Origin of the sequence: Pseudomonas sp. W22_MBD1_FP4, from assembly GCF_052113765.1 — a bacterium.
Taxonomy (GTDB): Bacteria; Pseudomonadota; Gammaproteobacteria; order Pseudomonadales; family Pseudomonadaceae; genus Aquipseudomonas; species Aquipseudomonas sivasensis.
Genome location: NZ_JBGQOI010000003.1, coordinates 69,735 through 96,248 on the forward strand (window position 1 = coordinate 69,735; position 26,514 = coordinate 96,248).

A 26,514-nucleotide genomic window follows, 5' to 3' on the forward strand; every position below is an offset into this window, starting at 1 on the left:
GAGTGTTGCTTCTTAAGTGTGGTGCTTTTCAGGCCGAGGCCAGCGGCGGCAACTTCGCCAACTTCAACGCGACCAGCAACGCGCCGATCAACAGCGCCACGATGAATGCACCAATGCCGTTCCATCCGGCGAGGTGCCAGAAGAATCCACCCGTGGTGCCGGCGACGCTTGAGCCAGCGTAGTAGCAGAACAGGTACAACGACGACGCCTGCCCCTTGGCCTTGACTGCTCGGCGACCGATCCAGCTGCTGGCCACCGAGTGGGCGCCGAAGAAGCCGAAGGTGAAGATCAGCATGCCCGGCACCACCAGCCACAACGGGGAGAACAGGGTCAGCAGCATGCCGGCGAGCATCAGCACGATGGTGGCCCACAGCACACGGCGGCGGCCGAGGCGGTCGGCGAGGGAGCCGATTTTCGCCGAGCTGTAGATGCCCGAGAGGTAGACCAACGACAGCAGGCCGACCACGGCCTGGCTCAGGTCGTACGGGGCGGCCAGCAGGCGATAGCCGATGTAGTTGAACATCGTCACGAACGCGCCCATCAGCAGGAAGGCTTCAAGAAACAGCCACGGCAGGCCCGTGTCCTTGAAGTGCATGACAAAGCCGTCCATCAGGCTGCGTGGCTTGAGGCTGCTGGCGCGGAAGTTGCGCGATTCCGGGAGGATTTTCCAGAACACCGTGGCCGCGATCAGCGCCAGGGCGCCGATGATCAGCATTGCGGTGTGCCAGCTGACGAAGTCGATCAACACGCCGATGATCAGGCGTCCGCTCATGCCGCCAATGGCATTGCCACCGATGTACAGGCCCATGGCCAGGCCGATGTGCTGGGGGTGGATCTCTTCGCTCAGGTAGGTCATTGCGACGGCGGCCACGCCGCTGAGTGACAGGCCCACCAGCGCACGCATCAGCAGGATCCCTTCCCAGGACGGCATCAGGCCGCTGGCAATCGTGGCCAGCGCCGCGCAGAACAGCGCGGCGACCATCACCGGCTTACGCCCCAGGGTGTCGGAAATCGGTCCGGTGATCAGCAAACCCAGCGCAAGCATCGCCGTGGACACCGAGAGAATCAGGCTGCTTTGCGCGGCATTGATGGAAAACTCGTGGGACAGTGCCGGCATCATCGGTTGCACGCAATACAGCAGGGCAAACGTGGCAAAACCGCCGGAGAACAGCGCCAGCACCGTGCGCATGAACATCGGCGTGCCTTTCTCGATGAACGCGTCATTGAGCTGAGCCACTACCTCATCGAGGGCAGTGGGCGGGACGTCTTGAGCGAGTGGAGCGACAGCAGATTTCACGGGGACCTCGGGGAGCAAAAGCCTGTCAGGGCTGGCAATGCAAAAAAGAATATAGCTGGCTAATGATTCTTTCCAATATATTGTTCGACCTGTTTGATAGCTTTAACGACCTAATGGGGTTTGTATGGAATTGCGTCATCTGCGGTACTTCATCGCTGTTGCCGAAGAGCTGCACTTTGGCCGGGCCGCGCAGGTGCTGGGCATTTCGCAACCGCCCCTAAGCCAGCAGATCCAGGCGCTGGAGCAGGAGGTTGGCGCGCGGTTATTTGAGCGTACCAATCGTCGGGTTGAGCTGAGCGAGGCGGGGCGCCTGTTCCTGCACGAAGCGCGGTTGGTGCTGGCCCAGGTGGACAAGGCGGCGGACGTCGCGCGGCGGGCGCAGTTGGGTGAGCTGGGGGAGTTGAAGATAGGCTTCACCTCGTCAGCGCCCTTCAACGCGAGCATTCCCCAGGCGATCTTCGCGTTTCGCCAGGCCTTCCCGGCGGTGCACTTGAACCTGCAGGAAATGAGCAGCACCGAAGTGGCCGAGTCGCTGGTGGATGAGTCGATTCAGGTGGGGTTGATGCGTCCCTTGCCATTGCCGGATTCGTTGAGTGTGATCGAGCTGATGCGCGAACCCCTGGTTGCTGTCTTGAGTGCCGGTCACCCATTGGTGGATGGCAGCGAGCGTGGCTTGCACCTGGCGCAGTTGGCTGACGAGCCGTTTGTGTTTTTCCCACGCAGCTATGGGAGCGGCCTGTATGCCCAACTGCTCAGCCTGTGCCGCGACGCTGGCTTCAGCCCGCACTTCGCCCAGGAAGCGGGCGAGGCGATGACCATCATCGGCCTGGTGGCGGCGGGGTTGGGCGTGTCGGTGCTGCCGGCGTCTTACCAGCGCATCCGCATTGATGGAGTGGTGTATCGCACCTTACTGGACCCGGAGGCGGTGACCTCGGTATGGCTGGTACAGCGCAAGGGCGCGCAGACGCCGATGGCGAAGGCGTTTGTGGAGTTGTTGACGCTTAAGGCCACCCACTGATGTGCATAGGTTGCAATGCTTCATCGAAAATGTGGTGAGGGAGCTTGTTCCCTTGACGGCCAAGCGTTGCCGGGCGTGCTCGGTTCAAGTGCGGGAGGAGGCTCGCTCCCGATAGGTATCTAAAACATAACCTGAGAAAACGAGACGCTTGTGGTGAGCGGGCTTGTCCCGCGCTGGGCCGCGCAGCAGCCCCAAAACCAGACGTTGAGTTCTAACAGAAAAATACCCGCGTCTTTATTGGGCGGCCTCGCACTGCCCGCTCCCCACGGAGTCTCGGTTTTACTTGGTGGTCCCGGTTTGCTCAAACAACTGCGCCGCCGACCCTGCCTCACTACTCACACCATTGCTGCGCAAGCCCGCCATGATGTCGCTGTCCAAGTTGTTCACCCAGCGGTTGTAGTTGCGATGAATCTTGCCGTCCTTGTAGCCCAGCTCGCGGCTGTCGCGGTAGGTGATGGCGTAACTGTTGCGGGTGTAACGGATGTCGATGGCGGCGTAGTACTGGTTACGCACGGTGATCTCGGCCTGCACCAGTTGCGGGCTCAGGCGTTGCACGTTCCACTCGCGTTTTTGCAGGGCGTTGACGATAACCGTCTTCATTTTTTCTTCGCTGACCTGGGCGTTCGCCGGCAGGTCGTGCTGGGTGTTGAGGACCGGTTTGCTGGTGCAGCCGGCAGTGGTCAACAGCGCCAGGGTGATCAGGGTGACGCGTAGCAAGGAAGACATTCCGTATTCTCCAATCGTTTAAAAAGTCAGGACCAGCGGCGGAAGATCAGCGACGTATTCACGCCACCAAACGCAAAATTGTTGTTCATCACGTAGTCGTGGTGCATCTCGCGGAATTCACCTTGCAGGTAGTCCAGCTCCCCGCACTGCGGGTCGACGGACTCCAGATTGAAGGTGTGCACGTATTGGTTGCGGTTCATCATCTCGATGCTGAACCACGACTCCAGCGCCCCGCACGCCCCGAGGGTGTGGCCGAGGAAGCTTTTTTGCGAGCTGATGGGCATGCGCTTGCCGAACAGGCTGCTGGTGGCCAGGGTCTCGGCGATGTCGCCTTGATCGGTGGCGGTGCCGTGTCCGTTCACGTAGCCAATCGCGTCTGGTGTGAGTCCGGCGTCTTCCAGGGCCAGCTCCATGGCGCGGCGCATGGTTTTCTGTTCCGGGCGGGTGGTGTGCTGGCCGTCAGCGTTGCTGCCGAAGCCGACCAGTTCCGCGTGAATATGTGCACCCCGCGCCAGGGCGTGTTCCAGCTCCTCAAGTACCAGCATGCCGCCGCCTTCGCCGATCACCAGGCCGTCGCGGCCGCTGTCGTAGGGGCGTGGGCTGGTTTGCGGGGCGTCGTTTTTCAGGCTGGTGGCGTAGAGCGCGTCGAACACCATGGCTTCGGTGGGGCACAGCTCCTCGGCGCCGCCGGCGAGCATCAAGGGCAGGCGGCCGAATTTGATCGCCTCATAGGCATAACCGATGCCCTGGCTGCCGCTGGTGCAGGCGCTGGACGTTGGGATCAACCGCCCAGTCAGGCCAAAAAAGATGCTGATATTCGCCGCCGTGGTGTGCGGCATCATCCGTACATAGGAGTTGGCGTTCAGCCCCTCGGCCACAGAATTGAGCAGCATATTGCCGAACGCCTTGATCTCATCGGTGCTGCCGGTGGACGAACCACACGCCACACCCATGCGCCCATCCTTGATCGACTCATCACCGAGCAACCCGGCGTCCTGCAATGCCTGCTCCGCCGCCCATACCGCCAGGCGCGAGACACGGCCCATGCTGCGCAGCTGCTTGCGGGTCCAGTGGGCCGGCACGACGAAATCGTCGATAGGGCCGGCCAGGCGCGTGTTCAGTTCGGTAAAACGGTCCCACTCGTCCATGCGCCGAATGCCGCTGCGGTTGGCGCGAAAGTTGGCGGAGATGGTCGCCCAATCTCCGCCCAGGGAGGTCATGCCGGCCATGCCGGTGACGACTACACGTTTCATCAGCACAAGCCTCCATTGACGGCCAACACCTGGCGGGTGATATAGGCGGCTTCGGCCGACATCAGGAAATTCACCGCGCCGGCGACTTCTTCGGGAGTGCCCATGCGCTGTGCCGGGATCATTTTCATCAGCTCTTCCACCGGTACGTTTTCATCCAGCATCGCGGTGTCGATCAAGCCGGGGGCTACGCAGTTGACAGTGATCTTGCGCTTGCCCAGCTCGATGGCCAGGGCTTTTGCCGCGCCGATCAGGCCGGCTTTCGAGGCGCTGTAATTGACCTGGCCGCGATTGCCGATCAGCCCCGACACCGAGGTAATGCACACGATACGCCCGGCTGCGCGACGGCGAATCATTGGCATCATCACCGGGTGCAGCACGTTGTAGAAACCATCCAGGTTGGTGCGCATCACCACGTCCCAATCGTCTTCCGACAAGGCCGGGAACGCTCCGTCGCGGGTCAGCCCGGCATTGAGCACCACGCCGTAGTAGGCGCCATGTTGCTCGACGTCGGCCTCAAGGATTTCCTTGCAGGTCGCACGATCCGCCACATCGAATTGCAGCACCCGTGCCTTGCGGCCAAGGGCTTCGATTTCGACTTGCACTGCATCGGCTTCGGCACGGCCGCTGCGGCAATGCAGCACGATGTCATGGCCGGCCTGGGCCAGGCGCAGGGCAATGGCGCGGCCGATGCCACGGCTGGAGCCGGTGACCAGTACGGATTCAGTCATGGCGTTTCGTCCTTCGATTCTTCTAAATAATTGGCCGCCTGGGGCGGTCGAAATACGTTCAAGCGGGCGCTAGCCTGGATACCGTCGCCGGTCAGGTGGCATTCGAACACACCCATGCCGTTGTCGTCTTCCAGGGAGCGCAGGCCGTGGATGTTCAGCTCGGCGCCCACCGGGAAGTGTTCCACGTTGCATTCGAACTTGCGTGTGCCGAGCAGGAAGCCCAGTTCCACCGCCTCGCCCCTTTGGCGTGCGCGGCAACCGGCGTAGGCGGCGACACTCTGCGCCATCAACTCGATGCCGACCCAGGCCGGCAGGCTGCCGTCAGGGCGGTTGAACAGGCCGCCAGGCTTGACGGTGAGACGGGTGTGGATCTGCTCTTCGTCGAACGACAGCACGTGTTCGATCAGGATCATGTCGCCCGCGTGAGGCAGCAGCTCGGCGAGTGGCCAGTTGGTCATGGGGCCTCTCCGATAATCAGGCTGACGTTATTACCGCCGAAGGCAAACGAGTTGCTCATCAGGCAGGTTTTTCCCAAGGTTTCGTCGCTGCGTGCCCATTGCAAGGCGGGCAACGCGGGGTCGGCCTGGCCGTCCCATATGTGGGGTGGGACGCGGCCGTGAGTCAGGCTCAGCCAGCAGAAGGCCGCTTCCAGCGCACCGGCGGCGCCGAGGGTGTGGCCGCTCATGGGTTTGGTGGATGAGCAGGCCACGCCTTCGGGGAACAGGCTGGCGACGGCCAGGCTTTCCATGGCGTCGTTGTGCTGTGTGGCGGTGCCATGCAGGTTCAGGTAACCGATCTGCTCCGGTGCCAGTTTTGCGCTGGCCAGGGCCTTGCGCATCGCCTGCAACGCGCCTTTGCCGGTAGGTTCGGGCGCGGAGATATGGTGTGCGTCGCAGCTGGCGCCGCTGCCCAGCAAGGCAATCGGTGCCGGCGCTTTACTCATCACAAACAGCACCGCCGCTTCGCCGATATTGATGCCGTTGCGGTTCGCCGAAAAAGGGTTGCAACGCTCATTCGAGACGGCTTCCAGCGCGCTGAAACCATTGAGGGTCAGCTTGCACAAACTGTCCACGCCGCCACAGATCACCGCATCGCACACCCCCAGATCAAGCAAGCGCTGGGCGCTCATCAGGGCGCGGGCGCTGGAGGTGCACGCGGTAGAAATCACGTAGGCAGGGCCGCTCAGTTGCAGCCAGTCGGCGAGGAAGTTCGCCGGGGCGCTGAGTTCCTGTTGCTGGTAGTCGTAGTCGCAGGGGAAGTGCTTGTCGCGCAGGTACAGGGCGATGCCGCGGCTGGCTTCGTCGATGCCCGAGGTGCTGGTGCCCAGCACGACGCCAACGCGCGAGGCGCCGTAGGTGTGGATCGCCTGACGAATCTCGTTCTCGATCTGCAAAGCCGCTTCCAGCAACAGTTGGTTATTGCGGCTGCTCTGTTGGCCGAGTTCTACCGGGATGGTTGCCAGCTCGCCGTGCACACTGCCGACCGGCAACACGCGCTCCGGCACCCAACCGCTTTCGGCGCGCATGCCTGAACAGTCACCGGCAAACAGGCTGCGGCTGACGTGCTCCTGACCGCGACCAAGGGCGCAAATCACGCCGAGGGCGTTGAGGTAGGCGGTCATTGGGCGGCACCGAGCGGTGTAATGCGGTAGCTCAAGGGTTGGCCGGTCATGGTCACACTGAAGACTTCTGAGGATTGGTAGACGATTTGCCAATGCCCCGGCAGGGTACGTGTGAGGCCCCTTGCCTGGGCGCTGGGGTAAAGCGCGCGCACGTCATCGGCTGAGGCCAGGGCAAACAGCAGGGCGGCGAACAGCTCCCGCGCCTGGGGATTGGGCGGCAGCAAGCCGTCGGCCTGCCAGGCGCCATCGATCAGTTTTTGCCGGGCCAGCGGGATGCCCAGCGGGTCCATCATCGACCAGCGGATTGCGCTGCCTTCGCGCTGGACCACCAGGAACCAATCCTGGCTCTGTCCATCTGCATGGCGCTGCACATGCAGTTGCATTGGCAACGCCAGCGCGGGCGTTTTTTCCGGCAACGGCGGCTGGCTGGCGCAGGCGCTCAGCAATAGCAGGCAACCGATCAACAGGCTGCGCATCATGGTGCGCAACTCGCCAGAGGCTTGCGCGCCACACAGTTGACCAGGGTTTCTTCGCGCTGGCCCACCGGCGGCGGGTTGCGCAGGCCCCAGCGCTCCAGCAGGCCGAAGTCGCTGGAACGGCTCCACCACAGGTACGGGTAGGAAACGTTCTGTGGGCCGAATTCAAAGCCCTGCTCGCGGAGCATCTCCAGGTATTCTTCGGCGCTTTTCTGCACATGCATGGGGTGGCGGAACAGCCAGCGGATCACCCAAGTGTCGATATAGGCTTCGGTGGATTCGGCAAACAGCAAATAGCCTCCCGGCTTGAGCACTCGGTAAAACTCTTTGAGTGCGCGATGCTGTTCGACCAGATGATGGAAGGTCTGGTGGCAGAACAGGATATCGACGCTCTCGTCTGGCACATCGAGGGTGGCGCAGTCGCTGCCGATCAGCTCGATGGCCAGGCCCTGGCGCGTGGCTTCAGCCTTGCTCAATTCCAGGCTATGAGGGTCTGCGTCCAGCCCGATCAGGCGCTCGGGGGCGAACACCTGCTGCAAATACTGGAAGGACTTGCCCTGGCCGCAGCCGGCGTCGAGCAATACCGGCGCTTCGGGCAGTGGGTCGGTGAACAGGCTGCGCAGGTCGTTGATCGCCACGCGCAGCACATGGTGCTGCCAGGTGTGGCTGCGCAGGAACCACAAACCGAATTTGGTTTCTTCGACGTAGTTTTTACTCAGGTATTGAGATGTCATGTCGGTTCACTCGCGCAAATCTCCGACAACATCCGCAACCGCCGCTTGGGCTCGCTGACAAAAGGATTACGCTCGTCCCACGCGTAGCCTGCGAGGATCGCGCTGATCATGCGACGAATCTCCGGCGAGCTTTCAGGGTGGAAAATCACATCCTGGAATGTCCCCGCGTACCAGCCTTCGACGTAGCAGCGGAAGGTGTCGACGCCGCGCTTCAACGGTGCGGCAAATTCGGTTTGCCAGTCCACTGTTTCGCCTTTGAGCTGACGGTCCAGCAGGGCTGCCGCCATGCTCGCTGAGCGCATGGCGATGGTCACACCGGAGGAGAACACCGGGTCGAGGAATTCCGCCGCATTGCCCAGCAGGGCAAAGCCCGGGCCGTGCAGGGTTTTGACGTTGGCCGAGTAGCCGCCGATGGTGCGCGCTGGCGTGTCCCACACCGCGTTGTTCAGCACGCCGGACAGGCTTGGAGTTTCGTCGATAAAGCCGCGCAGGCAGGCGTCCAGGTCAGCGTCGCGGCCGTCGAAGTGCTCCTTGGCCGCGACCACGCCCACCGAGCACCGGCCATTGCTGAACGGAATGGTCCAGAACCAGATGTCGCGTTTGGTCGGGTGAGTGGTTACCAGGATCTTGGTACGGTCGAAACCTGGGTGTTCGATGCGGTCTTCAACATGAGTGAACACCGCCTGGCGTACCGGGAAATTCGACGGCGCTTCCAGATCCAGCAGGCGCGGCAGCACGCGGCCATAGCCGCTGGCATCGAGCACGAACTTGGCTTTGATGTGGTACTCGCTGCCGTTTTCGCGGCGCACATGCAGGTAGCGGCTATCGCCCGCAAAATCCACGCCGACGATGGTTTCACCGTAGCGGATCTCCACGCCCTGCAATGCCGCCTGGTCGGCCAGCAACTTGTCGAACTCGCCTCGCTGCACCTGGAAGGTGGTCGGCTTGCCGTTGCTGAAGGTGTCGCTGAAGTCAAAGGCGCTGTAACGCTCGCCCCAGGCGAACGCTGCCCCGGTTTTTACCTGGAAGCCGGCGGCCTGCACGGCGTCGAGCATGCCAGCTTCTTCGATAAAGTCGATGCAGTGGGACAGCAGGCTTTCGCCGATCGAGAACCGTGGAAAATGCTGGCGCTCGATGATCAATACATCATGCCCTTTGCGCTTGAGCAGCGCGGCGGCGATGGCGCCGGACGGGCCGGCACCAATCACGACAACCTGGCGACGTTCCATTTCAACTGTGGGCACGAGGGCTCCTTGCCGCTATGGCGATAATCCGATTCATAAGGCGTGTTTCTGATGGCCAGCCCAGGGCGCCAGCATAAAGCTGAATGCCAGGCCCAGGCTGACCGATAAGCCGAAATTACTCACGGCGGGCGTGCTGGACACCGCCAGCAGGCCGAACGACAACCACGTTGTCAGCGCCGCAAGCAGTGTACCCAGCAGGCTCACGGCGGCACCGCCGATCTGCTCGCGCATCAGGATCGCGTAGTCGACGCTGATCGCCGTCACCAGCAGCAAGCCGAACAGGCTGAACAACGTCAGCGGCTGGCCCAGCCAACCGAGGCTGGCCAGGCTGCACAGTGCGGCGAGTAATGGCAGTGCAACGATGCGCAGGGCGCCGCCGAAACCAAACGGCAGGATCAGCAGCAACACGATCAGCACGCACGACATCAATTTCAGTTCCGCGGCGCTGATCTGGGTGGCGGCGAAGACGCGGTTCAGATCACCGAGGCGATCCACCAACTGCACGCCCGGCAAGTCCACGGCCTGTACCCGCAACAGCGCTGGGTTGTTCAGACCTTGCAGGCTGACCATCGCGGCAACACCGCCGTCCACCGGGCCGAGCCACAGTGTGCGCCAGGGTTCGGCCATCGGGCCTGCCAGTGCCGCGTCGATGTCTTCGGTGGGCAGCGCTTGCAACTGCGCAACTTCAGCTTGCAGGGCGCTGGCCGGCACGCCGAGGTCCAGCAGCGGCTGCCAATGCTGTGGCAGTGTGTTCAGTGCTTCGCGCAGTTGTTGCTGCTCGGCGGGCAGGTTGACCAGTTGATTGAGCGCCAGGTAACCCTGGAGCTTGTCCATATTCACCAATTGATCCAGGCGCTGGCCCAACGCGGCTAGGCGCTCCAGCAATTGCTGTTGATTCTCGGCGCGCACCAGGAAAAACTGGCTGGTGGGTTGGAAACCTGTGATGCGCGCCACGGCCTGGGCTTCTTGCAGCAGCTGCGGCGGCGCGCCGATCCACTGGCGGATATCGTTTTTGCTATTGAGCTGCCACAGGCCACCGGCGCAAAACAGCAACACCAGCGCCAGTAGCACCGGGCTCGGCACGCGCGTGAGCAACGCGGCGCGAATCTGCCACAGGCATTCGGCGATACGCAACGGCCATTGCGCCGGACGCAGTTCGACGCCCTTGAGCAATGCCGGCAACAGGCACACGGCCGACAGATACGCACCGACCAGGCCCGCCGCGGAGAACACCGCGATCTGGGTCAGCGCCGGGAACGGCGTCCAGGCCAGCGCCAGGTAACCGATGCAACTGGTAGCCAGGCTCAGGCTCAACCCTGGCAGGGTCAGGCGCAACGCCGGCCAACTGCGCCAGGGCTTGAGGCTCCAGCTTTTTGACAGGTAGTGCAGCGGGTAATCCACCGCGACGCCAATCAAGCTGGAGCCAAGCACCAAGGTCATCACATGCATATGGCCAAACAGCGCCACACACGCCACGGCGCCAAACAGCATGCCCACCAGTACCGGCACGAAAGCCAGCAATACCCGCCATCGGCGGAACGCCAGCAACAGCAACAGCAGGATGCCCACGGTCGCGCCGCCACCGACCCAGGTGATTTCCCGTGTGGCCTGCTGCTGACCATTGGCGGCGTATAACAAACCACTGGCCGCCAGCAGTTGCGCGCCTTGCTGGCCGGCCTGTTCACGGCTGGCCTGGAGCAAATCCGCTACTTGCAGCGGCAGTTTCATATCAAAGGCATTGCCGGTGGTGCGCGCGCGCAGCAACACCCAACTTTTGCCGTCGGCATCGGCGATCAACGCGCCGCTGCCGATATCCAACTGCACCGAGCCACGTTGCGGCTGGCTGTTCTGGATGCGTCCGGTCAGGCCCAGCCAGTCATCCTGGCTCGGCACCAGGCTGAAGCCGGTGAACGGGTCGAACAGCGCCTGCACGCGCTGCTGGATAAAGGCGTCGGGGTGTTCAATCAGTTGCTCGCGGTCCTTGGTTGAAAGCATCGCCAAACGGCCGCGCAGCAATTGCTCGCGCAGTGCCGGCAAGTCGGCTTGCAGGTTCCACTGCACCTTTTCAAACAGACCGCTGGCCTGCCAGCGCTCGCCCAACTGTTGCGCCACAGCCACCGCTTGCTGGCGGTCGGCATGCCCCACCAGTACCAGCATCTCGCGGTTCAGCGGTTCCTGCATGCGCTGTTCGGCTTGCAGTTCCAAGGCGTTCGGCGTGCTGCCCGGCACCAGTTCCATCAGGTTGGCCGACAGCGGCGCACCGTGGCGCCACTGCCAGCCGGCCAGGGCCAGCACCGCCACCAGCAGGATAAGGAACAGGCGCGGTAAAAGGCGCTCACTGGGCAAAGTCGTGTTGCTCCGCGTCGCTCAACGGTTGTTCGGCGGTGCTGTCCTGCATGCGCAGTACGGTGCTGTCACCTTGGGTTTCCAGCAGTTCGATTTTTTGCACCAGCGCGCCGCCGTCGATATTGATCTGGGTGAACACTTGTTTCAGCAGCAGCGACCGAGGGATCAGCGTCAGCTTCCATTGCGTAGCCTCGCCTTGCAGTTGCAGCTCGAAATCCCGCTGCAAGCCGCTGCTGTCGCCCTGGAGTACGGCGAGGAACAACCGGTTCTGCTCGGCACCGGCGCTCTTGTTTGGCAGTGTCTGCCAGCCATTGGCTTCACGCCGGGCGATGCCTTGGGCGCTGATGCGGTAGTCCTGTTGCAATGGGGTTTTGAGCAGCCATAGCAGGCCGTGGTCTTTGGCGAGGACGAAAGTACCCTTGCTGACCAAGGGCTGTGGCAGGGCGCGCAGGTGTTTTTCCTGGGTGAAGCTGCCGTGGATCACGGAAGGTTTTGCCAACTGATCGCTGAGTTGTTGCAGGTCGAAGGCGTGTGCGCTGACGCTCAGCAGCAGGCCCACAAACAGGATGATCGCTCTCATGCCAAGGCCCTCTCGACCGCATCTGTGAACACTTTGGGTGAGGCCAACTGCATCTCGCGGCTGGCCATCTCCACCGCCACTTGCACGGTAGTGGCGCGGGTCAAACGCTCGCCGCTGGCCAGGTCCGTAATCAGGTAATTGACCTTCAAGCGGTTCTCCCATTCCACCAGGCTGGCGCGCACGTTAATCGTCTGGCCGAACACCGCGCCGCGCACGTAGCGCAGTTGCATGTCGATGACCGGCCAGGCATAGCCGGCTTCGAGCATCGCTGTGTAGTTGTGGCCGATCTTGTCCAGCAGCGCGCAGCGCGCCACTTCCAGATACTTCACGTAGTGCCCGTGCCACACCACGTTCATGGTGTCGACGTCGAAAAATGGCACGAGGATTTCGGTGTCGCAGTGCAGTACGCCGGGGCTACGCATGCAGCCTCCAGTGTTGCTCGGCGATGCGTTGCAGGCACAGGCGCAGTTCGCCTTCCAGGGCGCGGTCTTCGATCACCGGCGGGAAGTCCTTGGCCAGTTCCTCATGCATGGCGGCCAACGCCGGTGGCAGCGCCCGCGCATCCTCGGCCTGGGCGCGCAGCCACACACCTTGGTTGGCGGCGAGCAAGGTGGCGGCGGCAACCTGTTCGGTCAGCTCCAACACGCGAATTGCATCGCGGGCGGCGATGGTGCCCATGCTGACTTTGTCCTGGTTGTGGCACTCGGTGGAGCGCGAGAACACGCTGGCCGGCATGGTGTTTTTCAGCGCTTCGGCGGTCCAGGCGCTGGTGCCGATCTGCACGGCCTTGAAGCCATGGTTGATCATCGCGCGGTCGGCTGGCGCGCCAGACAGGTTGCTCGGCAGGCCGTGGTTGTAACGCACGTCAACCAGCAACGCGAGTTGGCGATCGAGCAGGTCAGCTACGTTGGCCACCAGGGTCTTGAGGCTGTCCATGGCAAAGGCGATATGCCCGCCGTAGAAGTGCCCACCGTGCAGCACGCGTTCTTCTTCGGCGTCGATGATCGGGTTGTCGTTAGCGCTGTTCAGCTCGATCTCGATAAACGAACGCAGCCAGTTCAGGCTGTCCGCCAGCACGCCGAGCACGTGGGGCGCGCAGCGCAGCGAATAACGATCCTGCAGGCGATGCAGCGGCGCGGTCGGCGCGTCAATCGCCAGGTCTTTGCGCAGCCAGGCGGCGACTTGCATCTGCCCAGGGTGCGGCTTGGCGGCGAACAGGCGCTCGTCGAAGTGTTCCGGGTTGCCTTGCAGCGCGACCACGTTGAGCGCGGTGATGCGTGTGGCGAGTTGCAGCAGGTAGTCGGCGCGGGCGAAGGCGAGGCAGGCGAGGCCGGTCATCACGGCGGTGCCGTTCATCAGGGCCAGGGCTTCTTTCGGACGTAAAACCAGCGGGTCCCAACCCAACTCGCGGTGCACGTCGGCGGCCTGGCGACGTTCGCCACGGAACATCACCTCGCGCTCGCCGGACAGGGTCGCGGCCACGTAGGACAGCGGCGTCAGATCACCGCTGGCACCCACCGAACCTTCTTCCGGGATCAACGGCAGCACGTCGTGTTCGAGGAACGCGTGCAGGCGCTCCAGCAACTCCACGCGCACGCCTGAAACGCCGTGGCACAACGACTGCAACCGCGCGGCCAGCACGGCACGGGTGGCTTGTGCATCGAGCAATTTACCCAGGCCGCAACCGTGGAAGGTGTACAGGTGACGGGGCAGGGCCTCGACGTGTTGCAACGGCACTGCGACCACGCACGAGTCGCCGTAGCCGGTGGTCACGCCGTAGATCACGCCTTCTTTGTCTAGCAGCGAGTCGAGGAACTGCGCGCCTTTGGCGATGCGCTGGCGATACGCGGCGTCGCCCTGCAACTGGGTGGGCGCCTGGCGGTTGGCCAGGGCCAGCACGTCTTCGATGCGCAGGGGGCGTTCGCCAAAGGTTACCGGCTCAAGATGCGTCGTCATCGGTCTTCCAGAAAGGGTAAAAGTTGAACCATTGTTGGGGCGCTTCCAGGCAGAACTGGCCCAGGCGTGCGGCGTAGCGTGAGGTCCACTGAGCGATGACCTGCTCGCGGGTGCTGCGCTTCCATTCGATCAAGGGTGTGAACGGTTCGATAGTCAGGCGATAACGCCCAGTGTGCTTGAGGCACATCAGCAGGTTGACCGGGCATTTGAGCAGGCCGGCCAGCAGCCACGGGCCTTGGGGGAATGCGGCGTCATGGCCGAGGAAATCCACGCGCACCGTGCGCCCGCCGTGCAGCGGCACGCGGTCGCCCGCAATCGCCAGCCACTCTCCCTCGTCCAGGCGCTGGCTCAGCAGCAACATCGTCGCCGGGTCCAGCTCGCTGACCTGGATCAGGCGCAGATGACTCGCCCCGGCTTCGCCCAACAGGCGGTTGAATTGTTCGGCGTGCTTGGTGTGCACCAGCACGTTCATGGTGACCTTTTCGCCGATTTCCGCCAGCGCGCGGCACACTTCGAGGTTGCCCAAATGTGCGCCGACCAGCATCTGGCCGCGCTCGCCGCGCAGTTGCCCGCGTAGTTTCGCCGGGTCGTTGATTTCGATTTGTTCCAGGCGCAGCTTGCCGTTCCACACGTCGAGTTTGTCGAGCAGGGAATCGGCAAAGGCCATGAACTGGCCGAATACTTTGCGGTGGCTGGGGCGTAACTCATCGCGCCCGCTCCATTCGGCCAGGCGCTGCTGGTATTGCCAGGCGCTCTGGCGCGCGCTTCGGCCGAACAGGAAAAAGTACAGCACGATGCCGTACAGCACCGGGCTCAGCAGGCGTCGGCCGAGGATTTTGGCCGCGAAGGCGGTGAATTTCATCAGCCAGTAGCTGCCGCGTTCTTCGCGGTCGGCCCAGTGTTGCGTGTTGTCGCTCATGCCTTCCACCGTCGCCACAGGATCATCGGCGCGCGCACCAACATGCCGAAAAACAGCCGCGTATGCATGGCGCTGATACGCACGTTGTCGTGGAACAGGCGAAAGTGCGACAGGCCGTCGGTGGGGTAATGCACTTTCGTCGGCAGCCAGCGCATCGGCTGATTACGCCATGCCAGGCGCACCAGGATGTCCGAGTCGAAGTCCATGCGCGTGCCGATGTAGGCCGAGTCCATCAGCGCCAGCACCGGTGTCAGCGGGTAGACGCGAAAGCCGCACATCGAGTCGCGGATCTGCAGCGACAGCGTGTTGATCCACACCCACACGTGGGTCAGGTAGCGCGCGTACAAGCGGCCTTTGGGCACGCTTTCATCGTATTCGGGGTAGCCGCAGATAATAGCGTCGGGGTGCCTGCGCGAGGTATCGACAAACGTTTCGACTTCGCGCAAATCATGCTGACCGTCGGCGTCCACTTGCAGGGCGTGGGAATAGCCAAGGCGTGCAGCTTCGCGGAAACCCGCCATGACCGCGCCGCCCTTGCCTTGGTTGTGTGGCAGGGTCAGCAGAGTCACGTTATTGAGGGTCGCCAATTGCGCCAACACCGCCGCGCACGCCGGGCTGCTGCCGTCGTCGACCAACAGGCAGGGCAGGCCGCTGTTCAACAGGCTTTGGACCACGGCGGGCACGGCGGCTTCGTGGTTGTAGACCGGGATCAGGGCGCAGGGGTTATGCATCGACAGTCTCCAGCAGAATCCGCCCACTGGAGCAGGCCGCGACGCCGTTGCGGTAGGCGAAATACAGCTTGCCGCGCTCTTGGTCGAAGCGCAGGTGCAATTCGATACGATCGCCGGGGCGTATCAGTTGCTGGAACTTGAGCACTTCCATCCCGGCAAAGGTCGCGGGCAGGTCGAGCAGGTGCTGGCCCAGGTTGAACGCCCATTCCACTTGCACCACGCCCGGCAGCACGGGGGTGACCGGGAAGTGCCCGCTGAAGTAGGCCAGGTCCGGCGGCACACTCAGTTGCACGGTCCATTCGCCATCGGCTTCGATCTGCCCCAACACCTCCGGCGCCTTTGGCCGTGGCGCCAGCAGCAGCGCGGCCACATCGGCCTGGGGCAGTTTGCCCTGGGCGTTCAACGGCAACTGTCGCAGCAGGCGCCAGCGACGGGGCAGGGCCAGGGCTTCGCAATGCTGGCTCAGATGCTGGCGCAGGGTTTGAGTGAGGCTGCGGCGGCCCTGGTTGCGCAGGGCGTGTAGGCCTTCGGCGCTCAATACCACCAGGGCACCGAGTGACGCGCGGTTTTCTTGCACCACGCCCAGGCGCGTTTCCGCGACCCATGGGTGGGCCATCAGCGCTTGTTCCAGCATCGGCAGGGAGATGCGTTTTTCTTCCAGCTTGACGATGCGGTCAAGGCGACCCAGCAGCTCGAAGCGACCATCGGCATGGATATGTGCAGCGTCAGCGGTCTGTTCGATATGCCCTGCTGGCAGGTAAGGCGAGGCGATGCGCAGAGCGCCGTCGGCGTCCTGGCTCAGTTGCACATCGGCAAACGGCTGCCAGGGTTGCGCGCCCTGGCGCCAGGCGATGCCGCCGGTTTCCGAGCTGCCGAGAATTTCCGTCGGCCATTGGTGCAAGCGCTCGTAAAGACTGGCGGCGGCTTCGACGGGCAAGGCGCCACCGGAAGAGAACACTCGCGACACCTGGCTCAGCGCGGGCCAGTCGAGGTTGTCGCCCATGCGTTTGAGCAGTGCCGGGCTGGCCACCCAGGAAAATTGAGGGTGTTCGCGGCTGGCGCGTTGCAAGTCTTCGGGAAAGGCCAGTTGCTTGCGCACAAAGGTACGACCGGCGCACAACGGCCACAGCACCCGGAACAGCAACCCGTAGATGTGCTGGGTGGCGACGCTGCCGATGATGCAGGCGTCTTTAAGGTCCGCACCCCACAAGGCTTCCAGCGCTTGAACCTCGTTGGCTAATTGGCGCAGGGTTTTGTCGATACGCTTGGGCTCGCCGCTGGAACCGGAGGTGCACAGGCTCAGTTGGCACGTGTCCAGGTCGAGCGCGGCAGCAGGCAACGGCGCCTGGTACAGCGCGTCGAGATCGGCGGGTTCGACCAGCCAGGCGTCGACGGCATCGGCCCAGCGTTGGCGGGTCTGGGGCTGCAGATCGGCGGGAAGCAGTACGCTGACCCCTGCGCGCCAGGCGCCCAGCAGGGCGATCGCCAGCACGCCGGCATCTTCCAGGTGCACCGCCAGACGCCGAATACCGCGCGCTTGCAGTCCCGCGGCCAGGCCGAGTGATTGTTCCCACAGCTGGGCGTGATTCATTGCAGGTTCGGTGGTCACCAAACGCTGTTGCAGCGGCTCAAGCAGCAAGTGCTCAAGTTTCAACCCATTCATATGCGGCCTCGAACCCTTTGTCGTACAAGCCATTCCACGGCAAACAACAGCCCCATCAATCCGTAGGCGATCAGGCCGTTGTACAACGTCCACCAGCTCAGTGGCGCCCACAAGGTTAGGGCGGCAGCGAGCAGGCCATTACACAGAAAAAACACACTCCACACCACGGTGACCTGGCGGGTATACACAATCGCGTTGGGCGGTAACTCCGGGTCGGTCATGCGTGCCAGGCGCTCCACCATCGGCGGGCCGTATTTCAGGCTCAGGCCAAACAGCGCGAGCATGAAGGCACTGACCAGGCTCGGGTACCAGCGCAGCAAGTGCGGGCTGTCGAACCAAGCCAGTAACAGGCAAAACACGATCATCGCCAACGCCATCCAGCGACTGCCGGGACGTGATGCGCCGACGAACGCGCGCAACAGCCAGAGGCTGCCCAGCAGCAGCCCGAATTGCCACGGCGCAAAATGCTCAGTGCCGTAATACACCGCAAAGGGGTACAGCAGCCCCGCCAACAGCAGGCCAAGGCCGATCAGCCGGCTCATGCGGCGGGTTGGACCAGACGGTACACCGCCTCTACCACGTCGTTCACTGTGCGCACGGCCTTGAACTCTTCGGCGGCAATCTTCTTGCCGGTCTGGCGCTTGATATGGTCGATCAGGTCTACGGCATCGATGCTGTCGATTTCCAGGTCCTGATACAGGTTGGCGTCAAGGGTGACGCGCTCTGGGGGTAGTTCAAACAGTTCCACCAAGGCATCGCGCAGGGTGTTGAAAATATCGTCACGAGTTTGCATGGTCCGGTCTCAAGCTGCCTGTCTGGCCGTAACGAACGCCGCAAGGCTCGCCACGTTGGTGAAGTGATTACGGGTGTCCTTGGCGTCGGCATCGATTTTGATGCCGTATTTTTTTTGAATCGCCAGACCCAATTCCAGGGCGTCTACCGAATCCAGGCCCAGGCCTTCGCCGAACAGGGTTTGGTCGCTACCGATGTCGTCGGCGCTGATGTCTTCCAGACCCAGGGCCTCGATGATCAGCGTCTTTATGTCGTGCTCAAGGCGGTGTTGGTCGCTCATCTTCGGCGAGCTCCTTAATGAAATAGTGGTGCAGGTGATCGTTGAGCTTGCGTGAAGCCTGAGGCGCGGGCCCCAGTGCTGCGAACGCCTGTGGTTCTATATCGGCACCCACCCGCAAACTGAAGTGAAAGCGGCGTTTCGGGATGCGATACCAGGGTTCGGCTTTGGTCAAGGTGGTTGGGCTGACCTTGATCACCACGGGGGTGATGATTGTCGCACCCCGCAGCGCAATGGCGGCGGCGCCGCGATGAAAGGCGGGCGCCGCGCCGGGTGTGGTACGAGTGCCTTCAGGAAAGATGATCAGCGTCTGGCCTTCGCGCAGGGCGTCGGCGGCGGCATCGAGCATCTCCGCGCTGCCGTCATTGCTGATATAGCCCGCATCGCGTATCGGCCCCCGGGTGAACGGGTTCTGCCACAGGCTTTGCTTGACCACGCAGTTGGTCTGGCGCATCAGGCCGATCAGAAACACCACATCGATCAGCGACGGGTGGTTGGCAACGATCATCTGGCCGGGGCGGCCGAGTTTCTCGGCGCCTTCGACGCTGTAGGTCAGCACGCCAGCGCGATGCATCATGCGGATAAAGAACCAGAACAGCTTGCTGATGGTGTGACGGGCACGGCGCTGGTGCTTGTCGGCACTGCCCGGCAGGCAACTGAGCACCGGAAACACCAGCAAACGCAGGCACAGCCCGCCGACACCAAACAGGAAGAAGCTGGCGGCGGTGGCAAACAGGCGCCAGTAGTAGGCGTCCCGTGGCTTGTCAGTCAGAGCTTGCGTTGCCAGTTCCATACACGGTTCTTCCAGGCATGTTGGCAGGCGCCCTGTTCGGTGAGCAGGGTGCGCAGCAGGTTCAGGGCGTGGGGCCACTGGGTTTGATTGGCTTGGACAGTGCCGGGTGTGAGTTCCAGTTGCCACTCGTCGCCTGGTGTGAGCAACAGGCCGAGGGCGTAGGGGAAGGGCACGTCAACGATCCAGCTGGCGTAGGCCTCGGGCGGCTGTTCTTCGGTGATCACCAGCAATACCGCCGGGGCGCCTTCATTGAGCAGCGCGGCGGCTTCGAGCATGCCGTGCTCCAGGCCATCGCCGGCGGCGGCGAGGGCGGTCATTTCACTGGTTTCATTACGCAGAATCGACCAGAGGCCAATCACTGCGTTATGCACAGACAGGCTGAACTGGGTCGGGGACAGCGGCTGCTCGTTGGCCAGGTCGCTGAGGATGTCTAGAGTGCGTGGGGTTTCGCCGTGCCGGGAAATAAACACCAGCGGAAGGTCTTGCAGGCCTTCTGCAAGGGGCCAGCCCACGCTGAAGGCCATGCGCGCCAGCCGGCTCAGGCGGCGGCGCTGCATGGCGGGCAAGAAGGATACGTCGGGCGAGGCATCGCTGGCGGGCAGCAGCACCGGCGCCTGGCACCATGCGCGCCATTCGTCCGCACTTTCCAGCCCTGGGGCCCAGGCACGCCATTGGGCAATGTTGAAGTTGATCACTGAGAAGTTATCCCGCCCCTGCGGGCTTCCATGTGCGGCTTTTGGCCCCGAATACCGGGACAGGGAGCAATAGCCGAATGGCGCGCATTATCCCGGTGCCGCGGGGTTCTAGCAAACTTTGGTAAAGATTTGTTCACGGCTGAATACAATTTGTTGGTAAGGATTTACAGATTGTCCTTTATCGATGGCTGAGTTGGATTGTCGGACCGTTCCTATTCTTTTGTGTGTGAGGTGCGACGACCTGTCTAGAGTGCGGCAATGGATGGATGAACGAGGTAGCTAACAGGCGCTTTTGCCCTCTACACTCGGACATTCATTGATACACGGAGGTTTTTCCATGCGGCGTGTGGTGTTCAATCAGAAAGGCGGCGTTGGCAAGTCCAGCATCGCCTGCAACCTGGCGGCGGTCAGTGCCAGCGAAGGCTATCGAACCCTGTTGGTGGACCTCGATGCACAAGCCAACTCAACCCAGTACCTCACCGGGCTGACCGGCGACGACATTCCCATGGGGATCGCGGATTTTTTCAAGCAAACCCTGTCTTCCGGGCCGTTTTCGAAGAAGAACAAGGTCGATATCTACGAAACGCCCTTCGATAACCTGCACGTCATCACCGCGACGGCCGAACTCGCGGACTTGCAGCCCAAGCTTGAAGCCAAGCACAAGATCAACAAGCTGCGAAAGCTGCTGGATGAGCTGAGCGAAGATTACGACCGGATTTACCTGGATACACCGCCAGCCCTGAACTTTTATGCGGTTTCGGCGCTGATTGCTGCTGATCGTGTGCTGATCCCCTTCGATTGCGACAGCTTCTCGCGTCAGGCCCTGTATGGCCTGCTGGCCGAAATCGAAGAATTGAAGGAAGACCACAACGAAGGCCTCGAAGTCGAAGGTATCGTGGTCAACCAGTTCCAAGCCCGAGCGAGTCTGCCGCAGCAGATGCTGGAGGAGTTGATCAACGAAGGGTTGCCAGTGCTTCCGGTGTACCTGGCCAGTTCGGTGCGCATGCGCGAGTCCCATCAGGAGAACAAGCCGCTGATCCACCTCGATCCACGGCACAAGCTGACCCAACAGTTCGTGGAATTGCATAACTTGCTGGAAAACGCCTGACCTGTGGGAGGGGGCCTGCCCTCGATAGCGGTATGCCAGCTAGCTCATCTGGAGCTGACCCACCGCATCGGGAGCAAGCCCCCTCCCACACTGTCCAGCATTGTCCTTGAGGTTCGGTTACACCCCCTGGCTACGCAACCAACTCATCAACTGCGGCAACGGAAACGCTCCACTCTGACGCGCCACTTCGCGACCATTCTTGAACAGAATCAGGCTCGGAATCGACCGAATCCCCAACTGCGCCGACAACTGTTGATTGGCCTCGCTGTCCAGCTTGGCCAACCGGCACTTGCCCTCCAACTGCCCGGCAGCCTGTTCAAACACTGGTGCGAACGACTTACACGGTCCGCACCAGTCGGCCCAAACGTCCACCAGAAGCGGCAGGTCGCCTTTGATCTGGCTGGCGTAGTCGCCTTGTTTCAGCTCAAAAGGCTTATTCAACAAAACGGGCTGTTTGCAACTCCCGCATTTGGGCGCATCTGCCAGGCGTTCGCCGGGGATGCGGTTGAGGCCGTTGCAATGAGGGCAGGGTATGACGAGAGGTTCGGACATTGAGGGCTCCTGGAAATGGCCAATAGGCTCTATTTGGAGCCAGCAATGATAGTTATCAAGCGAAACACATGATTGTAGAAAGGGCGCTCATTGCTCTCGGGGTTACGACGAACAACTGATCTCCAAATGCTTTCCCCAATCCGGCGGCCGCTGCGCGTACTGCTCCATCCCCGCTTGCTCCTCGAACGGCCTGGAAAGCACCTCATGCAATCGCCGAACTTCGCTGTAGTCGCCCGACTCGGCTGCGGTGATGGCGTTCTGGGCGAGGTAGTTGCGCAGGATGTACAGCGGATTCACGGCGTGCATCCGCTCGCGGCGCTGCTCCTCGCTGGAGTCTGCGTCCCGTGCGACACGTCCCTTGTACTGCTCGGCCCAGACATCGAACCCGGCCATGTCGACAAAATCATCGCGCAACCGCGCTACGGCCAGCGCCGCTGACTCATCCCCGAGACGACGGAAGAACAGTGTGTAATCCACACCGCTGTTCTGCATCAGTTTCAGCAGGCGCTCCACCATTTGCTGGTCGTCGTCTTCGGCGGTGGTGAGCCCGAGTCGGCGACGCATCAGGTCCAGGTAGTGCGCCTGGTACAGCGGCAGGTACAGGCCGAGGGCCTCCTTCAAGGCATCGACGCTGATAAACGGCGTGAGCGCCTGGGCCAGCGCACTGAGGTTCCACTGTCCAATCGGCACCTGATTGCTGAAGGAGTAGCGCCCTTCATGGTCCGAATGGTTGCAGATGAAGTGCGCGTCAAAGTCATCAAGAAACGCGAACGGCCCGAAGTCGAAGGTGATGCCCAGGATCGACATGTTGTCGGTGTTCATCACGCCATGGCAGAAGCCATAGGCCTGCCATTTGGCGATCATCTCGGCGTTGCGTTCGACGATTTCACGGAACATCGCCAGGTACGGTTCGGGCTGTTCGCGGCACTCGGGGTAGTGCAGGTTCAGCACATGCTCGGCCAGTTCGGCTTGCTGCTCGGGCTTCTTGGTGTAGTAGAAGTATTCGAAATGCCCAAAGCGGATATGGCTGGGCGCGAGGCGCAACACCATGGCACCCCGCTCCTGTTTTTCCCGCCATACCGGCGTGCCGGAGCCGATTACACACAGCGCGCGGCTGCTGGGAATGCCCAACGCGTGGAGGGCTTCGCTGGCGAGGAATTCACGAATCGAGGAGCGTAAGACCGCGCGGCCATCGCCCATCCGCGAGTAAGGCGTCATCCCGGCACCCTTGAGGTGCAGGTCCCAATGTTCGCCGGCCTCGTTGTACACCTCGCCCAGCAACAACCCACGGCCGTCGCCCAGCTGAGGGGTATAGCCGCCGAACTGGTGCCCGGAATAGATCATCGCGCGCGGTTCTGCTTCGGCCCACAGCTTGTGGCCGCTGAACAGTTCGGCGAATACCGGCGTTTCGGCCACCGCCGGGTCGAGGTCGAGCAGGGCCATGGCGGCGTTGCTCGCCACGACAAGGCGAGGCTCGTCGAGGGGTTCGGGCAAAACGTGGGTTGAGAACGCGTCGCCCAGGCGTGCGAAGCGGTTGTCGAAGGTCAGTTCGTCGAGGGCTTTCACCGGCCATCTCCAGCAGAATGTCCGAGCATTCTGCTGGGGATAGACGCTTTAGTCGAGTTTGCTGGGCGGCGGTTCCGGCGCATCGTCGACTTTGCCGGGTGGCGGCTCGGGGGCGTCCTGTTCGTTGGCGGGCCCGGCGATGGTCTTGCGATCATCCTCGACCGGCACCAGTTTGTACTCCTGGCCATGCATGTTCTTGAGGTACACCTCCATCTGCCGGAACGAGATGTTGATGTGCTGCTTCTTGAACTCACGGTTGATGTAGCGGTTGACCTCGTCGAGTACCGGGTTGCGGTCACCCAGGTCGCGCACGTGCATACGCAGCTCGTGGTCGAGGGTGCTTTCGCCGAAGTTGAGGAAGTACACGTGAGGTTCCGGTTCCTTCAGCACCCGTGGATTTTCCCTCGCGGCCTTGAGCAGCAATTCCTTCACCAGGTCCAGATCGGAGCCGTAGTCCACGCCCAGTTTCAGAGTGACGCGGGTGATGGTGTCGGTCAGCGACCAGTTAATCAGTTGCCCGGTAATGAACGTCTTGTTCGGGACAATGATGTCCTTGCGGTCGAAGTCGGTGATGGTGGTGGCGCGGATGCGAATCTTGCTCACTGTGCCCGACAGGTTGCCGATGGTGATGGTGTCGCCGATACGCACCGGGCGTTCGAACAGGATCATGATGCCGGAGATAAAGTTGGCGAAGATCTCCTGCATGCCGAAGCCCAAGCCCACCGACAGCGCGGCGACCAGCCACTGCAGCTTGTCCCAGCTCACGCCGAGGGTAGACAGGGTGGACACGAAGCCGACGCCGGCAATCACATAGGACAGCAGCGTGGTGGTGGCGTAGGCGCTGCCCTGGGCCAGATCCAGTTTGGACAGCACCAACACCTCCAGCAGACCGGGCAGGTTGCGCGCCAGGGCGAAGGTGATACCGATGATGATTAGCGCGCCGAGCAAGTCGCCGATGCTGATGGGCACCATGCTGATATTGGCACCGGTGCCGCTGGTGTATTCGTACAGCGTGACGTTATCCAGGTACGAAAACACCGAGATCAGGTCCGACCACACCCAGTACAACGCGGCGATAAAGCCGCCCAGCAGGGCCAGGCGAATCAGGCGCATGGACTGTTCGTTGACCTGCTCGATGTCCAGGGTCGGCTCTTCGATTACCGCTTCGCCGTCACCTGCTTCCTTGGCGGCCTGGCGTTTGGCCAAGGCGCGGGAATAAGCCAGGCGCCGGGCGGCAACGCCTAGGCCGCGGACGAAGGTGGCTTCGATGACCAGCCAAAACATCAACAGGTACAAGGTGTTGATCAGTCGGTCGCTGAGCTTGAGGGCGGTGTAGTAGTAGCCAAAGCACACGGCAATAAACAGGGCGATCGGCAGCGCGGTGAATACCAGGCCCACGGACTTGCGGAACAGCGAGGCTTTTTCGTGGGTCGGGCTGTGCAGCAGCAGGCGCCCGAGCAGCCAGGCCATCAGGGCGTAGCAGGTCAGGACCACGGCGATGCCCAGCACGTCGTCGGCCAGTGCCGCCGGTTGATGCTCGGCAATCGCCACCACGGCCACCAGAGCCAATACCACCAGCCCGAGTTTGCGCACCCAACCCTGGAGGAATTCGACCTGGGGTTTTTCCCAGCGGAAGTGCAGTTCCGCCACGCCACCCGGCGCCAGGATGCGGTAGGCGGTGTAGAACACCAGCCACGCCTGGGCCAGTTGCAGCAGGGCTGAACCCAGGTTGGCGTTTTGCCCACGGGCGTCGATCTGCAGCGCGTAGCCGCACAGCGCCAGTCCCAGCGATACGGGCATGGCCAGCAGGATATTGATCAAGATGGCTTGCGGCGTGTGCCACTGGCTGTCGCGCTTGAAGTGCCCGATGTCCAGATGGACCTTGTTCAGGCGTTGGTACAGGGCCTTGCGTCGCCACAGCAGTGCGCCAATCAATAGCAGCAATGGCAGGAACAGCAGCGGGCGCTGGGTCAGGCCGTCGTACAACTCACTGACGCTGGAGGCCCAGGGCAGGGTGGTGACTTGCTTGCTCAAGTGCGCCGGTACGGTTTCCAGCCACTCGGTGTCCAGCGGCTTGTTACTGGGGATCCAGAACATCTGTTCATCCAGCGTCGCGCGCAGGGTGGTGGCGGTGCTGAGCAGTTGTTTCTGGTTCAGTTGCAGGGTGATGGACTCATTGAGCAGCGCGCTCAACTCACGACTCAGGCGCTCCAGCAGGTCGCTGCGGGTAATCGCCAGTTCCAGCAGGGTTCGGCGCAGTTGCGGGGTGATGTCATCCGGTGGCTGGTTAGCCAGCAGATTGTCCACATAGGTGCTGGGGGAACTGATCAGCTCACGCTGTTGGTTGACCTCAAACTGGTACAGGCGAATGTTGGCGATGTCGTCCGCCAGGTCGCGGTCCACCGTCAGGCGTGGCAGCGCTTGTTTTTGCTTATACAGAATCTTCGACAGCAGCAGGCTGCCCTTGAGCACGTTGATCTGCTCGTCCAGGGCCGAGTCGCTCTGGGTCACGGTGTCCAGTTGCTGCTTGGTCTGCAGGTTCTTCTGGGTCAGGTCATTGAGGCGGTCGGTGCTTTTGAGCAGGTAGTCGGACAGCTTCAGGTTGGCCGCGCTTTCGGTGGCCAACAGGCTGCTGCCACCGGCCTTTTGCGCTTCGATGGACTGCTGGGTGACGGTCTGTTGGGACTGGGCCAGGCGTTTCTGGTTGATCAGGGTTTGCAGGTCCTGGATTTCTTGTTCCAGGCGAGCGGTCTTTTCCACCACGAGGTCGTGCTGGCTGTTGCCCAGGTCTTGCAGTTGGCTGTTGCCGGCCAGTTCCTGGCGGCGCAGGGGGATCAGGGCATTGAGCGCAGCGAGTTCGGCATTCAGTTGGTTGCGCTGGTCGCCGCTGAGGGCTTTGCCATTGTCTTTACCGGCCTTGAGGGTCGCGTTGATCTGCTGGATGCGCGTCTGGCTGCTGCTGATTTCGGTCTGCGCGCGTTCGGGGCGTGTTTGGGCAGCGATGGTCAGGCTGTTGGCTTCGGCCAGGTCTTTTTGCAGGTCGCCTTGCTGGGTGGTGCGTTGCACCAGCAATTGCTCAAGCTGTGGCACGGGCAGCGTGGCATAGCGTTGGGCCACCGGGATGATTTTGGTGGCCTTGAGCCGGGTCAGCTCGCGCTGGTTTTCGCTGGTCTGGCGCGGCGCGTCTTCCAGCTGGCGCTTGAGGTCAGTGAGGCGCTGCTCATAATCCTGCTGGTTGCCCAGGTAGGTCAGGGTCTGTTGCAGGATCGACTGCAGCGCCTTCATGTCGGCGTCGGGCAGTTTGCGATCAGGCAGCTTGTCCAGGGTTTGCTGAATGGCGTCGGCGCTGGGCGGCTCGGCGGCGTAGACGCTGCCGACACAAAGGGTCAGGCCCAGCAGGGCAGTGGCGAGAAAAGTGCGCAGGGTTGGCATAGAGACC

The 26,514-nt window shown here is 62.3% G+C and carries 26 protein-coding genes; 2 read left to right on the forward strand and 24 right to left on the reverse strand.

Features of this window, described 5'->3' with window-relative positions; genetic code table 11:
• Positions 1–28: 28 nt before the first annotated feature.
• Complete coding sequence (locus tag ACEN2T_RS05495; RefSeq protein WP_442116425.1) at positions 29–1,297, reverse strand: MFS transporter; 1,269 nt, start codon at positions 1,295–1,297, stop codon at positions 29–31.
• A 124-nt stretch (positions 1,298–1,421) separates the two neighbouring features.
• Here ACEN2T_RS05495 and ACEN2T_RS05500 point away from each other — a divergent pair, with 124 nt between their 5' ends.
• Positions 1,422–2,315, forward strand: coding sequence for a LysR family transcriptional regulator (locus tag ACEN2T_RS05500; RefSeq protein WP_099602019.1), 894 nt, complete (start codon positions 1,422–1,424; stop codon positions 2,313–2,315).
• A gap of 279 nt (positions 2,316–2,594) precedes the next feature.
• On the opposite strand, the gene ACEN2T_RS05505 is transcribed toward ACEN2T_RS05500, so the two are convergent.
• Genes ACEN2T_RS05505 through ACEN2T_RS05600 form a run of 20 tightly spaced genes read right to left on the reverse strand, consistent with a single transcriptional unit; the run spans position 2,595 to position 19,849 of the window.
• Positions 2,595–3,041 carry a hypothetical protein gene (locus ACEN2T_RS05505; RefSeq protein WP_032890299.1) on the reverse strand — a complete coding sequence of 149 codons (447 nt, stop codon included), beginning with the start codon at positions 3,039–3,041 and terminating at the stop codon, positions 2,595–2,597.
• A gap of 26 nt (positions 3,042–3,067) precedes the next feature.
• Positions 3,068–4,294: a beta-ketoacyl-ACP synthase gene (locus ACEN2T_RS05510; protein WP_099583773.1), complete on the reverse strand. Its 1,227-nt coding sequence runs from the start codon at positions 4,292–4,294 to the stop codon at positions 3,068–3,070.
• Positions 4,294–5,022 (reverse strand): 3-oxoacyl-ACP reductase FabG, encoded by a 729-nt coding sequence (gene fabG / locus ACEN2T_RS05515; protein WP_032890302.1) that lies wholly within the window; start codon positions 5,020–5,022, stop codon positions 4,294–4,296. The genes ACEN2T_RS05510 and fabG overlap by 1 nt, the downstream gene beginning before the upstream one ends.
• Positions 5,019–5,480, reverse strand: coding sequence for an ApeP family dehydratase (locus tag ACEN2T_RS05520; RefSeq protein WP_032890304.1), 462 nt, complete (start codon positions 5,478–5,480; stop codon positions 5,019–5,021). The genes fabG and ACEN2T_RS05520 overlap by 4 nt, the downstream gene beginning before the upstream one ends.
• Entirely contained in the window at positions 5,477–6,643 is a 1,167-nt protein-coding gene (locus ACEN2T_RS05525; protein ID WP_122753836.1) for a beta-ketoacyl-[acyl-carrier-protein] synthase family protein, read from the reverse strand. Before ACEN2T_RS05525 ends, ACEN2T_RS05520 begins: the two co-directional genes overlap by 4 nt.
• Positions 6,640–7,122 (reverse strand): hypothetical protein, encoded by a 483-nt coding sequence (locus tag ACEN2T_RS05530; protein ID WP_032890308.1) that lies wholly within the window; start codon positions 7,120–7,122, stop codon positions 6,640–6,642. Before ACEN2T_RS05530 ends, ACEN2T_RS05525 begins: the two co-directional genes overlap by 4 nt.
• Positions 7,119–7,853, reverse strand: coding sequence for a class I SAM-dependent methyltransferase (locus tag ACEN2T_RS05535; RefSeq protein WP_032890309.1), 735 nt, complete (start codon positions 7,851–7,853; stop codon positions 7,119–7,121). Before ACEN2T_RS05535 ends, ACEN2T_RS05530 begins: the two co-directional genes overlap by 4 nt.
• On the reverse strand, positions 7,850–9,097 hold the full coding sequence (locus ACEN2T_RS05540; protein ID WP_081797837.1) for an NAD(P)/FAD-dependent oxidoreductase: 1,248 nt from the start codon (positions 9,095–9,097) through the stop codon (positions 7,850–7,852). The genes ACEN2T_RS05535 and ACEN2T_RS05540 overlap by 4 nt, the downstream gene beginning before the upstream one ends.
• 33 nt (positions 9,098–9,130) lie before the next feature.
• Entirely contained in the window at positions 9,131–11,443 is a 2,313-nt protein-coding gene (locus ACEN2T_RS05545; RefSeq protein WP_032890312.1) for an MMPL family transporter, read from the reverse strand.
• A complete protein-coding gene (locus tag ACEN2T_RS05550; protein WP_095186114.1) occupies positions 11,433–12,023 on the reverse strand; it encodes an outer membrane lipoprotein carrier protein LolA in 591 nt (196 codons plus the stop codon). Before ACEN2T_RS05550 ends, ACEN2T_RS05545 begins: the two co-directional genes overlap by 11 nt.
• Positions 12,020–12,445 (reverse strand): acyl-CoA thioesterase, encoded by a 426-nt coding sequence (locus tag ACEN2T_RS05555; RefSeq protein ID WP_032890316.1) that lies wholly within the window; start codon positions 12,443–12,445, stop codon positions 12,020–12,022. Before ACEN2T_RS05555 ends, ACEN2T_RS05550 begins: the two co-directional genes overlap by 4 nt.
• Positions 12,438–13,979, reverse strand: a complete 1,542-nt coding sequence (locus ACEN2T_RS05560) for an HAL/PAL/TAL family ammonia-lyase (protein WP_032890318.1) — start codon at positions 13,977–13,979, stop codon at positions 12,438–12,440. Before ACEN2T_RS05560 ends, ACEN2T_RS05555 begins: the two co-directional genes overlap by 8 nt.
• Positions 13,963–14,898 (reverse strand): LpxL/LpxP family acyltransferase, encoded by a 936-nt coding sequence (locus ACEN2T_RS05565; protein WP_122756635.1) that lies wholly within the window; start codon positions 14,896–14,898, stop codon positions 13,963–13,965. The genes ACEN2T_RS05560 and ACEN2T_RS05565 overlap by 17 nt, the downstream gene beginning before the upstream one ends.
• Complete coding sequence (locus ACEN2T_RS05570; RefSeq protein ID WP_095186112.1) at positions 14,895–15,629, reverse strand: glycosyltransferase family 2 protein; 735 nt, start codon at positions 15,627–15,629, stop codon at positions 14,895–14,897. Before ACEN2T_RS05570 ends, ACEN2T_RS05565 begins: the two co-directional genes overlap by 4 nt.
• The gene (locus ACEN2T_RS05575; protein ID WP_442116426.1) at positions 15,622–17,292 is read right to left on the reverse strand and encodes an ApeI family dehydratase; all 1,671 of its coding nucleotides are present in this window, start codon (positions 17,290–17,292) and stop codon (positions 15,622–15,624) included. The genes ACEN2T_RS05570 and ACEN2T_RS05575 overlap by 8 nt, the downstream gene beginning before the upstream one ends.
• Positions 17,289–17,834 (reverse strand): hypothetical protein, encoded by a 546-nt coding sequence (locus ACEN2T_RS05580; protein ID WP_442116427.1) that lies wholly within the window; start codon positions 17,832–17,834, stop codon positions 17,289–17,291. Before ACEN2T_RS05580 ends, ACEN2T_RS05575 begins: the two co-directional genes overlap by 4 nt.
• On the reverse strand, positions 17,831–18,085 hold the full coding sequence (locus ACEN2T_RS05585; RefSeq protein WP_003187949.1) for an acyl carrier protein: 255 nt from the start codon (positions 18,083–18,085) through the stop codon (positions 17,831–17,833). Before ACEN2T_RS05585 ends, ACEN2T_RS05580 begins: the two co-directional genes overlap by 4 nt.
• Positions 18,086–18,094: 9 nt before the next feature.
• Entirely contained in the window at positions 18,095–18,364 is a 270-nt protein-coding gene (locus ACEN2T_RS05590; RefSeq protein ID WP_010563239.1) for a phosphopantetheine-binding protein, read from the reverse strand.
• Entirely contained in the window at positions 18,342–19,154 is an 813-nt protein-coding gene (locus ACEN2T_RS05595) for a lysophospholipid acyltransferase family protein (protein ID WP_032890329.1), read from the reverse strand. The genes ACEN2T_RS05590 and ACEN2T_RS05595 overlap by 23 nt, the downstream gene beginning before the upstream one ends.
• Complete coding sequence (locus ACEN2T_RS05600) at positions 19,130–19,849, reverse strand: beta-ketoacyl synthase chain length factor (protein WP_032890331.1); 720 nt, start codon at positions 19,847–19,849, stop codon at positions 19,130–19,132. Before ACEN2T_RS05600 ends, ACEN2T_RS05595 begins: the two co-directional genes overlap by 25 nt.
• Before the next feature lie 337 nt (positions 19,850–20,186).
• Between ACEN2T_RS05600 and ACEN2T_RS05605 the strand changes: the two genes are divergently transcribed.
• Positions 20,187–20,957 (forward strand): ParA family protein, encoded by a 771-nt coding sequence (locus ACEN2T_RS05605; RefSeq protein ID WP_032890333.1) that lies wholly within the window; start codon positions 20,187–20,189, stop codon positions 20,955–20,957.
• A 117-nt stretch (positions 20,958–21,074) separates the two neighbouring features.
• Here ACEN2T_RS05605 and trxC read toward each other — a convergent pair whose 3' ends face one another.
• The 3 genes from trxC to mscK form a co-directional block, all read right to left on the reverse strand.
• Positions 21,075–21,509 carry a thioredoxin TrxC gene (gene trxC / locus ACEN2T_RS05610; RefSeq protein WP_442116428.1) on the reverse strand — a complete coding sequence of 145 codons (435 nt, stop codon included), beginning with the start codon at positions 21,507–21,509 and terminating at the stop codon, positions 21,075–21,077.
• A 102-nt stretch (positions 21,510–21,611) separates the two neighbouring features.
• Positions 21,612–23,075 (reverse strand): protein adenylyltransferase SelO, encoded by a 1,464-nt coding sequence (gene selO / locus ACEN2T_RS05615; protein ID WP_442116429.1) that lies wholly within the window; start codon positions 23,073–23,075, stop codon positions 21,612–21,614.
• 48 nt (positions 23,076–23,123) lie between these two features.
• Positions 23,124–26,507, reverse strand: coding sequence for a mechanosensitive channel MscK (gene mscK / locus ACEN2T_RS05620; RefSeq protein WP_122682109.1), 3,384 nt, complete (start codon positions 26,505–26,507; stop codon positions 23,124–23,126).
• Between the last annotated feature and the right edge of the window lie 7 nt (positions 26,508–26,514).